A 10,080-nucleotide genomic window follows, 5' to 3' on the forward strand; every position below is an offset into this window, starting at 1 on the left:
CAATTTCTTATAAATTATCGCCGACCAATTGTGATCCACCAAAAACCTACACCTGCATGTTCATGATGTCGGTATAGGCCTGCACCATGCGGTTACGCACATGCAGCGTGGCCTGGAAGCTGATTTGTGCTTTCTGGATCGCCACCATGGTTTCTTCTAGGCTCACCTTGGGGTTTTCCAGCTGCACTTCACGCTGCAGGCGGGTGGCGTCGTTTTGCGCCGCGCTGACCGAGCTCAGCGCACCTTTCAATGCCCCTGCAAATCCACCAGACTCAGCACCGCCCACCGGCGCTTTGGACAGCCCTGCCGTCAGGTTGGGGTGTACCGCAACCGGCATGATGTTTGGGGTGAGTTTGAGGTTCATGGTGTGTGCGCCCTTCAAAGATGTGGGTTGACATGGATGCTAGCAACGCCACCGCCAAAGCTTTAATTTGAAGTAAGGGGTAAATGCCGCTCTTATTAACCTAATGTTTTGGCAGGTGGGGCAAATAATCAGCCGCAACAAAGGTGCATCACGCCCCCACTCACCTTGGAAGATACATATGACCGCCGCCCTAGCTATTCCTGTTAACCCCACATTTATCCAGCGCCTGGCAGGCCTGGACCAGGCCCAAAAAATGCGTTTGGGCGTGGGCATTGTGCTGTTTGTGGCCATTGGCATCATTGGCCTGGTGATGGGGCGCCAAGCCGAATGGCGTGTGCTGTACGCCAATTTGCCAGACAAAGACGGTGGCGCCATCGTGGCGCAACTCACCACCATGAATGTGCCTTACCAATATGCAGCCGGGGGCGGCGCCATTTTGGTGCCTGCCGACAAGGTGTATGACACCCGCCTGAAGTTGGCCTCCCAGGGGTTGCCAAAAGGCACGGTCAATGGCTTTGAGCTGATGGACACCGCCAACCGCTTTGGCATGACGCAGTTTCAGGAGCGCCTGACGTTTCAGCGCGGGCTGGAAGGCGAGCTGACGCGCTCGATTCAGGCCTTGTCTTCGGTGCAAAGCGCCAGGGTGCATTTGGCACTGCCCAACCAAAACGGATTTTTCAGGGACCAGCAAAAGCCATCCGCCTCGGTACTGGTGAGCCTGAACGGCGGCCACACGTTGGATCGCGCCCAATTGGCCGGCATTGTTCACCTGGTGTCTTCCAGTGTGCCTGAGATGGACCCCAAGGCCGTGAGCGTGCTGGATGACAGCGGCAAACTGCTGTCGACCCCGCCTGACGCCGGTGGTGGTATGGGTGCTGACGCGCAACAGCTGCAATATGTGCAACAGATTGAGCAGCTTTACAGCAGCCGCATTTTGGATATTTTGGAGCCTGTGGTGGGCCGGCAAAACGTGCGGGCCCAAGTGACGGCCGAGCTGGATTTCTCGCAAACCGAGTCCACTTCAGAGCTGTTCAAGCCCAATCAAACGCCTGCCGACAGCGCTATCCGCAGTCAGCAGTTGCTTGAAAGCGGTGCCGGTGCTGCAGGCGCCACCCCGCCTACCGGTGTGCCAGGTGCCACCACCAACCAGCCACCTGGCCCTGGCGGCGCGCCGATCAATGGGGATGCGCAAAAGCTTGCTGCGGCTGGCGCCACAGCTGTGGGTGCTGGTGGGCGGCGCGAGTCTGTTATCAATTACGAGGTGGACAAGACGGTGCGTGTGGTGCGCGGCAGCACCGGCATGGTCAAGCGCATCAGTGCCGCCGTGATCTTTAACCACCAAACCACCACCGATGCCAAGGGCAAGGTCACCACCGCGGCCATGAGCGATGCGCAGTTAGAGAAGATGACGGCACTGGTGCGCGAAACCATTGGATTTAGCAAAGACCGGGGCGACTCCATCAATGTGATCACCGCCCCGTTCACCAAAGAAAAGGTCAATGCAGAACCAATACCCATCTGGCAGCAACCTGAGCTGCTGGACCTGGCGCGCAGCCTGGCTTGGCCCGTAGGCACGCTGTTGTTTGGCGCCCTGGTGTTGATGGGTGCGGTGCGCCCGGCCCTGAAGGTGATGGCCAATCCGCTGGCGGTTTCGCATACCGAGCGCACCGGGCAGTTGGATGCGCTGGAGGCTGAAGAGCCAGAGCGGCCGCTGCTTGCCGGGCCTTCTGCTGGTAGTACCCAAGCGCTAGAGCTTAGTGCGTCGGATTTGGCCCTGGAAGAAGCGCGCAAATTAACGCGCGACAACCCCGCTGCAGTGGCTAACATTGTCAAAACCTGGATCAATGGTGAGGCACCCGCTTAAAGCGGTGTCACCAGGGTCTGGCCAGGCATTGATGAGGACAAGAAAACATGTCGCAAACTGACGGACTGGAAGATGCTGCCATTCTGATGATGTCTCTGGGTGAAGCCGAGGCCTCTGAAGTGTTCAAGCATTTGTCACCTAAAGAGGTGCAAAAGCTCGGTGAGGCCATTGCCAAAACCAAGGCCATTACCCGTGAGCGCGTCAACGAGGTGGTCGACCGGTTCACCGGTGTGGCCGCAGCGCAAAGCTTGTTGGTGTCGAATTCGGGCGACTATGTGCGCTCGGTGCTTAAACGTGCGTTGGGCGATGACAAGGCGGCCTTGCTGATTGACCGCATTTTGCAGGGTGGTGACGTGTCAGGCATTGAGAGCCTGAAGTGGATGGAGCCTTCCAGCGTGGCCGAGTTGCTGCGCAACGAGCACCCGCAAATTGTGGCGGCCATTTTGGTGCACTTGGACTTTGACCAGGCAGCCGATATCTTGAAGTTTTTCACCGAACGCCAGCGCAATGAGGTGATGTTGCGCGTGGCCACCATGGAGGGTATTCAACCTTCGGCATTGAAAGACCTGAACGAGGTGTTGTTTAAGGTGCTGGCAGGCGGTGACAAGATGCGTAAATCATCCCTGGGTGGGGTCAAAACAGCGGCTGAGATGATCAACCTGATGGGCACCGCCATTGAGGGTACGGTGATCGAGTCGATTCGCAACCACGACCCGGATCTGGCGCAAAAGATCATGGACAAGATGTTTGTCTTTGATGATGTGCTCAAACTCGATGACAAGTCGATCCAGACCGTGCTCAAGGAAGTGTCTTCAGACGTGCTGATCGTGGCGCTCAAAGGTGCGCAGCCCGAACTTAAAGACAAAATTTTGGCCAACATGTCAACACGGGCTGCCGAGACACTGCGCGAAGACCTGGAGTCACGCGGGCCCATGCGCTTGTCGGAAGTGGAAGCGCAGCAGAAAGAGATTCTGAAAATTGTGCGTCGCCTGGCCGACGAAGGCACCATCGTCATTGGCGGTGGCTCTGATGACGCGATGGTGTAGCCATGCGAAACTACGCCCGTTTTATCCCAGGTGAAGAAATTCAAGCCGCCGAGCTCTGGAACTTTGGCGCCATAGACACCACCGCTCAGTTGCTTGAAGCGCAAGCCAAGGCACGTGCCTCTGAGCAAGACCAGGTCGATCTGGCGACCGCATGCCAGGACAGCCGACAGGCTGGCTACGCTGCTGGCCTGATTCAGGGCAGGGCGCAAGCCGAAGCCGAGCTGCAGCAAAAAATGGCGGATTTTTTGGACAATCAGGCGCAAGCCGCCGCACAGCATTTCGGCGCGTTGTTTGCCACCACCCAAAGTCAGTTGGCAGCGGCCCAACAAACCATGGCGCAAGGCGTGTTGGAGCTGTCATGTGAATTGGCGCGCCAGGTGATGCGCCAAGAGTTGTCAGTCAACCCCAATGTGTTGCTGCCTGTGATTGCTGAGGCTCTGGACATGCTGGGTGCTGAGCATCGCAGCGCCGTAGTTCGCATGAACCCCGCCGACCTGGAGGTGCTTGGGGGCTTGATGCCTTCTGAATTTACTGGGATGGCGCTGACCCTGCGCGCAGACCCGGCACTGCAGCCGGGCGGCTGCGTGGTGGAGTCAGCCGGTATGGTGGTCGATGCCACGCTGCAAAAAAGATGGCAACGCGCGGTGGCCACACTGGGGCTGGAATCAAGCTGGGAGGGCACCAGTGAGCCAAGCTGATGCTGCCCTCAAGTGGCAAACATTTTTGACCGATGCCACTCGCCGCGTGCACACGGGCACTACGCTGGAAGTGCGTGGCACGCTCACACGCTTGACTGGTTTGGTACTTGAAGCCGCAGGAATTCGGGTGCCGGTGGGCTCGCAGTGCTGGGTGCGCATGAAAGCCCAGGCACCGGTGTTGGCCGAGGTGGTGGGCTTTTCTAATGACCGGGCTTTTTTGATGCCGGCGGGTGACGTGCACGGCCTTTCCAGCGGGGCCAGCGTGGAGCCCGCGCCTGCCTACATTGCCATTCCCCGCCTAGGCGAACGCCGCCAAGCACAGCGTGAGTTTGGCCAAGGGGTGTTGCGCCTGCCCTTGGGCGACGGCTTGCTGGGCCGCGTGGTAGATGCCCACGGCGCACCCATGGACTACAAAGGGCCCATTCTGGATGTGGCGGCGGTGCCGATGGACCGCAAACCGATCAATGCCATGGACCGCGCGCCGGTGCGTGAGGCGCTGGACACGGGCATTCGCGCCATCAATGCGCTGCTGACGGTCGGCCGCGGTCAGCGGCTGGGGCTGTTTGCTGGCTCGGGCGTGGGCAAAAGTGTGCTGCTTGGCATGATGGCGCGCTACACCAAGGCGGATGTGATTGTGGTCGGCCTGATTGGTGAACGGGGCCGAGAGGTCAAGGAATTCATTGAAGACATTTTGGGTGAAGAGGGCCGGGAGCGAGCTGTTGTTGTCGCTGCCCCGGCTGACGCGCCGCCACTGCTGCGCATGCAAGGCGCGGCCTACGCCACCGCGGTGGCTGAGAGCTTTAGGGACAAAGGCAAACACGTGTTGCTGTTGATGGACTCACTCACCCGCTACGCCATGGCACAGCGTGAAATTGCCCTGGCCATTGGCGAGCCGCCCGCTACCAAGGGCTACCCGCCTTCATGTTTTGCCAAGCTGCCACAGTTGGTGGAGCGCAGCGGCAACGGGCTGCACGGCGTGGGTTCGATCACCGCGTTTTACACCGTGTTGTCAGAGGGCGATGACCAACAAGACCCGATTGCCGATGCCGCTCGGGCTATTTTGGACGGGCACATCGTGCTCTCAAGGTCGTTGGCCGAGGCGGGTCATTTCCCGGCCATTGACATTGAGCAATCAGCCTCGCGGGTGATGCAAAACGTGGTGCCAAAAGCACACTTTGATCTGGCCAGGCAGTTCAAGGCGGTGTATTCACGCTACGAAAAAGGCCATGATCTGGTGCAAATTGGCGCCTATGTGAGTGGCTCTGACCGGGGGCTGGACCAAGCCATTGCGCTGCATGACCCCATGCAACAGTTTTTGCAACAAGACATGTTTGAATCCTCCACGTTGACTGACAGCGTGACGGACATGGCTGGGGCGCTCGGCATGCCAGCTTTGGCCAAATAAATTCACTTGAATCAGCGTCACCATGCCCAAGTTCAGAAGCCTTCTACTCGCCGTCGATCTGGCCATCACCAAGCGGGACCAAGCCTTGGCGGTGGTGCAAACGCATCGGCGCAACCACGCGTTTGCCCAAAGTCAAATGGACCAGTTGCAGCAGTACGCCACCGAGACCGAGCAGCGCTGGACAACTGGTGCGCAAAAAAGCACCACACCTGAGTTATTGCACCACCACTACCAGTTCATGGCGCGGCTGCAGCAGGCGGTTGATCTTCAACAAAATGCGCTCGCCACATCGGTGGCCAAAGTGCAAGCGGCTGAGCAAGTGTTGTTGCAAGCGGAATTTCGCATTGCCAGCCTGAAGCTTGTGCTGGGCAAGCGCCAGGTTGATCTGGCCAAGCTGCAGCAACGCCAGGAGCAAAAAGAAATGGATGAGTTTGCGTCCATGCAAACCCTGCGGCAAGTCCGCTTGAAATTGGAGAACAGCCATGAGCATTGAAGTAAGCAGCGCGCCCAAGGGCGTCAAGGCGGCGGCGAGTGCCGATTCGCACGGTAAAAAGGCTGGCAAAGCGGGGGCTGCTGCCGGTGAGGGCAGCAGCGGATTTTCTGCGTTGATGAATTTGTTGTCTGCCTCCGAAGACGGTGCAACTGGCCTAGCTGGAGATGCATCGTTGCCCGATGCGCCGATGGCTGAAAAAGATGGCCTGGGCGCTGATGCGGCAGCAGGCGTCGGTTTATTTTTGCAGCCATTCGCTACACCAACACCAACATCAACATCAACATCAACATCAACATCAACATCAACATCAACATCAACATCAACAGTGCCAGCACCAGTTCTCGCAACTGCGATGGCGGGCCCTTTGGAGCAGTCTGCAGTGGCGCAGCCGCCAGCGGGTATTGCTGTGCTCCCGTCAGAGATCGTTTCGGTTGGCTTGCCTGCCACTGAGGTTGAAGAGTCACCTTTGGTTACCACCGAATCAGTCGGTTTGCCTGGAAAAGCTGTCCACCAGGCAAAAACGGCCGACACCGGGTCGCTGCAGAAGTCGTCCCTGGCGAGTGCAGCAACCGATGCGTCTGGCGTGAGTTCTTCGTCGGCGCAGGCCGCGTTGGATGTAACGCATGCATCACCCGTTAGTGCACTCCTGGCGCACAAAAGCGCGGTTCAGGCACAAACGCAGCACGCGATGGCGCAAGATTTGAAAGAAGTGAGAGCGTCTGCTGTGCCCCAGTCTGTGGTGCCTGCTGCCGACGCCTCCGCAACACTCATGGCGGGGGGCTTGAGCGATTTTGTGCGGCCGCAAGGGCGGTTTGGCACCAGATCGGGTATGGGGCAGTCTGGCTCGTCCGGCTTTGAGAGTGCGTTTGGTCAGGCGATGGCTGGCACGCATCGCGCTGATGCTGTTTTTGAGGTGCCCGCCACATCGGCTACCGTGCCAGACACGGCGGTGGCAGAAACGGTGAGTTACTGGGCCAGCCAAGGTGTCCAAACGGCCGAATTGACGCTTGATGGCTTTGGTGATGAGCCGGTTGAAGTCAGCATTCTGCTCAACGGCGACCAGGCACAGATTGATTTCCGTACTGATCAGGCAGGCGTGCGTCAAGTGCTTGAAAATGCGGCTGCCCAGCTCAAGGACATGCTTTCAAGTCAGGGCCTGCAACTCGCAGGTGTGTCTGTGGGCACCTCTGGCAAGGGCGGCGATGCAGGCGGTGAGCGCCGCCAACGCTCTGGTGGCCAGCAAGCGACTTTGGTCAAGACCGAGGCCATCGGTGCGGCCTCCTCGCGTGCCGCTAACCCGGCCGTCGGGCGTTCGCTGGACTTGTTCGTCTGACGGTAGACTCTCTAGCCTGACGGATGCCTTGTTTTTTACCCCTTTATTGCGTGGTTAAAACGGGGCATGTGCTGAATAATGGCTTTGAATTAACCTTGTGAAGGAAAGATCGTGGCTACCAAACCCGAAGAGGCGGATGCCGCCAAGCCGCCACCCAAGAGCAAAAAGAAGTTGATCATCATCATTGCCGCAGTCTTGCTGCTGGTTTTAGGCGGTGGCGGTGCGTTTTTGTACATCAGCAAACAAAAGGCTGCGGCGGCTGCCTTGGCTGAGGAAGAGGGCGGTGAGCCCGCAGCGCACGCGCCTGCAGCTGCGCACGGTGCCGACAAGTCCCCGCCGGTATACCTGCCCATGGACAACATGGTGGTGAATCTGGCCGACCCTGGGGGCGAACGGGTGGCGCAGGTGGGGATCACGCTTCAGGTGATTGATGCGCACGCGTCTGATTCTGTCAAAGCCTATATGCCAACGATTCGCAGCAGTGTGTTGATGTTGCTGTCGCTAAAAACCTCTGAAGAGTTGCTCTCGGCTGAGGGTAAGCAAAAATTGATTGAAGACATTTTGCGCGAAACGTCGGTGCCGTTTGGTGGCAGCAGTGAGGAGGAAGTTGTTGATGAGGCCACAACCCCCAAGAAAAAAGCTAAAAAGAAGGCTCCCGTGCAGTACCCGGTGGTGGGCGTGCTGTTTTCCAGCCTGATCGTGCAGTGATGCAGCGGTGTATGAGCCATGAGTGAATCGTTCTTATCACAGGAAGAAGTTGATGCACTGCTGGAGGGTGTCACGGGTGAGAGCCAGAAGATGGCTGAAGATGTGGCCGAGACCGGAGAGGTTCGGGCCTACAACATCTCTAGCCAGGAGCGCATTGTGCGTGGGCGCATGCCCACCATGGAAATTGTCAATGAGCGCTTTGCCAGAAACTTGCGCGTGGGCTTGTTCAACTTTATCCGCAGAAGCCCGGAGATTTCCGTGGGCCCGGTGACAGTGCAACGCTACAGCGCTTTTTTGCGTGAATTGGCGGTGCCGACCAACTTCAACATTGTGGCCATTCGCCCCTTGCGCGGCAGTGGGCTGGTGGTGTGTGAGCCGGCACTCGTGTTTGGTGTGATTGAGTCCCTGTATGGCGGTATTGGTAAGTTTCAGACGCGCATTGAAGGCCGGGATTTTTCTGCCACCGAGCAGCGGGTGATTAACCGCATGGTGGATGTGATCACTGATGAATACAAGAAGGCCTGGACTGGCATCTACCCATTGGTGCTGGACTATCAGCGCTCTGAAATGCAGCCACAGTTTGCCAACATTGCCACGCCCAGTGAGATTGTGGTGTCGACTTCTTTTCAGTTGGAAATTGGTGAAATCACTGGTGCGATTCACATCTGCATGCCGTACGCCACACTGGAGCCAATTCGTGATGTGCTGTACTCGTCCACGCAAGGCGACTCCATTGAGGTGGATCGCCGCTGGGTGAATGTGCTCACCCAAGAGATTCAGGCGGCCCCGGTGGTCTTGGTGGCAGAGTTGGCGCATGCGGATGCCACGGTGGAGCAGCTTCTGGCGATGAAGGTGGGTGACTTCATTGAGCTGGATCGTCAGCCGCGCATTCAGGCCAAGGTGGATGGAGTGCCTATTTTTGAATGCCAGTACGGTACGCACAACGCCAAATACGCGTTGAAAATTGAAAGAAGCTTGAGGAGTAATGACCTCAATTGGAAAGGTAACTGATATGGCAACTGATGAAAAACCCCCAGAAGACGACGGCATGGCCGACTGGGCTGAAGCGCTACTTGAGCAAAAAACTGCCGATGAAGGTCCTGCTGAGCCGGCGCCTGGCGGCGTGTTGTCCGGCGATACCAACCGGGCTTATTCCGGCGGGAATGACGCGCAGATCAACGACATCAACCGGGTGCTTGACATTCCGGTGCTGTTGTCGGTGGAACTAGGGCGCACCAAAGTTCCCATCAAGCACATTTTGCAGTTGGGGCAGGGTTCTGTGGTAGAGCTGGATGCCTTGGCCGGTGAGCCGATGGATGTTTTGGTGAATGGCTACCTGATTGCCCAGGGAGAAGTGGTGGTGGTCAATGACAAATTTGGTATTCGACTGACCGATGTGGTGACGCCTTCTGAGCGCTTGCGGCGCGTGAGCAAGGGGTAAGCGCAAGATGTGGCAAGCGTGGGTTTCGGTTGTTCTTTTTGTGGTGTTGCTGGCTTTGGTGCCGGTGGCGCTTAAATGGGTGCAGCGCCGCGCCGGTGGCGGTCTGATGGGCACAGCGTCTGCCACGCGCATTGTGTCGGCTGTCGGTGTCGGCCCTCATCAACGCGTGGTGACGGTTGAAGTGGGGCCGGAAGGTGCCCGTGTCTGGTTGACGCTGGGCGTCACGGCTCAGAATATTACTTGCCTGCATACCGCTGCGGCGCCCGTGGGTGCCGCGGTAGCGGCTGATGCCACAGCGGGCCGTTTGCCCACCACACTGTCCTGAATCTGTTGCCAATGAAATCAAACATGTGTCGCTCTGGCGGACTAAGGCAGGTCAAACTGCTTACAAGCCTGTTGCTTTTGCTGTCTCTACCGTCGTTGGGTTTGGCCCAAAGTGGCGCTGGCGCACAACTGCCGTTGTTGATGGGCACTGGCGGCAATGGCATGAGTTTTTCGGTGCCGGTACAAACCCTGTTGTTTTTCACGGCATTGTCGTTTTTACCGGCCATTTTGCTCATGATGACTGGGTTCACACGGATTGTGATTGTGCTGTCATTGATGCGGCAGGCGATTGGTACGCAGGCGGTCCCACCCAATCAGGTGGCCCCGTATCTTATCGTGCATATCAGTAAATTCACGTCTGTTGAGTGTAATTATTGATTCAAGCTCTACCTTGTCATCCATAA

11 protein-coding genes and 1 pseudogene are annotated in these 10,080 nt (G+C 57.8%); 11 read left to right on the top strand and 1 reads right to left on the bottom strand.

All coding sequences use genetic code 11. From position 1 onward, the window contains the following. Positions 1-46 precede the first annotated feature (46 nt). Complete coding sequence (gene fliE / locus PHQ58_RS11045; RefSeq protein ID WP_300111046.1) at positions 47-364, bottom strand: flagellar hook-basal body complex protein FliE; 318 nt, start codon at positions 362-364, stop codon at positions 47-49. A 178-nt stretch (positions 365-542) separates the two neighbouring features. On the opposite strand from fliE, the gene fliF reads away from it, so the two are divergent. From fliF to fliP, 11 genes and pseudogenes are all read left to right on the top strand, one after another. Then, positions 543-2,228, top strand: coding sequence for a flagellar basal-body MS-ring/collar protein FliF (gene fliF / locus PHQ58_RS11050; protein ID WP_300111047.1), 1,686 nt, complete (start codon positions 543-545; stop codon positions 2,226-2,228). 47 nt (positions 2,229-2,275) lie between these two features. Beyond that, a complete protein-coding gene (gene fliG, locus PHQ58_RS11055; RefSeq protein ID WP_300111048.1) occupies positions 2,276-3,274 on the top strand; it encodes a flagellar motor switch protein FliG in 999 nt (332 codons plus the stop codon). 2 nt (positions 3,275-3,276) lie between these two features. Then, a complete protein-coding gene (locus PHQ58_RS11060; protein WP_300111049.1) occupies positions 3,277-3,972 on the top strand; it encodes a FliH/SctL family protein in 696 nt (231 codons plus the stop codon). A gap of 25 nt (positions 3,973-3,997) precedes the next feature. Continuing rightward, positions 3,998-5,377 (top strand): flagellar protein export ATPase FliI, encoded by a 1,380-nt coding sequence (fliI, locus tag PHQ58_RS11065; protein WP_300111063.1) that lies wholly within the window; start codon positions 3,998-4,000, stop codon positions 5,375-5,377. 22 nt (positions 5,378-5,399) lie between these two features. Then, positions 5,400-5,870, top strand: coding sequence for a flagellar export protein FliJ (locus PHQ58_RS11070; protein ID WP_300111050.1), 471 nt, complete (start codon positions 5,400-5,402; stop codon positions 5,868-5,870). After that, on the top strand, positions 5,860-7,203 hold the full coding sequence (locus PHQ58_RS11075) for a flagellar hook-length control protein FliK (protein ID WP_300111051.1): 1,344 nt from the start codon (positions 5,860-5,862) through the stop codon (positions 7,201-7,203). Before PHQ58_RS11070 ends, PHQ58_RS11075 begins: the two co-directional genes overlap by 11 nt. Before the next feature lie 111 nt (positions 7,204-7,314). Further along, complete coding sequence (locus tag PHQ58_RS11080) at positions 7,315-7,911, top strand: flagellar basal body-associated FliL family protein (protein ID WP_300111052.1); 597 nt, start codon at positions 7,315-7,317, stop codon at positions 7,909-7,911. An 18-nt stretch (positions 7,912-7,929) separates the two neighbouring features. Continuing rightward, positions 7,930-8,922 carry a flagellar motor switch protein FliM gene (gene fliM, locus PHQ58_RS11085; RefSeq protein ID WP_300111053.1) on the top strand — a complete coding sequence of 331 codons (993 nt, stop codon included), beginning with the start codon at positions 7,930-7,932 and terminating at the stop codon, positions 8,920-8,922. 1 nt (position 8,923) lies between these two features. Then, on the top strand, positions 8,924-9,352 hold the full coding sequence (gene fliN / locus PHQ58_RS11090) for a flagellar motor switch protein FliN (protein WP_300111054.1): 429 nt from the start codon (positions 8,924-8,926) through the stop codon (positions 9,350-9,352). 7 nt (positions 9,353-9,359) lie between these two features. After that, on the top strand, positions 9,360-9,677 hold the full coding sequence (locus PHQ58_RS11095; RefSeq protein ID WP_300111055.1) for a flagellar biosynthetic protein FliO: 318 nt from the start codon (positions 9,360-9,362) through the stop codon (positions 9,675-9,677). Between the two features lie 23 nt (positions 9,678-9,700). Beyond that, positions 9,701-10,039: pseudogene (fliP, locus tag PHQ58_RS11100) on the top strand (flagellar biosynthetic protein FliP); the annotation flags it as partial. Positions 10,040-10,080: the final 41 nt, after the last annotated feature.

The organism is Rhodoferax sp., assembly GCF_028688795.1.
GTDB lineage: Bacteria > Pseudomonadota > Gammaproteobacteria > Burkholderiales > Burkholderiaceae_C > Rhodoferax.

What these genes read in the sequence shown, in the direction of transcription:
- fliE (WP_300111046.1), bottom strand. Translation starts at nt 364, where the DNA reads ATGAACCTCAAACTCACCCCAAACATCATGCCGGTTGCGGTACACCCC.
- PHQ58_RS11070 (WP_300111050.1), top strand. Translation starts at nt 5,400, where the DNA reads ATGCCCAAGTTCAGAAGCCTTCTACTCGCCGTCGATCTGGCCATCACC.
- fliM (WP_300111053.1), top strand. Translation starts at nt 7,930, where the DNA reads ATGAGTGAATCGTTCTTATCACAGGAAGAAGTTGATGCACTGCTGGAG.
- PHQ58_RS11075 (WP_300111051.1), top strand. Translation starts at nt 5,860, where the DNA reads ATGAGCATTGAAGTAAGCAGCGCGCCCAAGGGCGTCAAGGCGGCGGCG.
- PHQ58_RS11060 (WP_300111049.1), top strand. Translation starts at nt 3,277, where the DNA reads ATGCGAAACTACGCCCGTTTTATCCCAGGTGAAGAAATTCAAGCCGCC.
- fliN (WP_300111054.1), top strand. Translation starts at nt 8,924, where the DNA reads ATGGCAACTGATGAAAAACCCCCAGAAGACGACGGCATGGCCGACTGG.
- fliF (WP_300111047.1), top strand. Translation starts at nt 543, where the DNA reads ATGACCGCCGCCCTAGCTATTCCTGTTAACCCCACATTTATCCAGCGC.
- PHQ58_RS11095 (WP_300111055.1), top strand. Translation starts at nt 9,360, where the DNA reads ATGTGGCAAGCGTGGGTTTCGGTTGTTCTTTTTGTGGTGTTGCTGGCT.
- fliG (WP_300111048.1), top strand. Translation starts at nt 2,276, where the DNA reads ATGTCGCAAACTGACGGACTGGAAGATGCTGCCATTCTGATGATGTCT.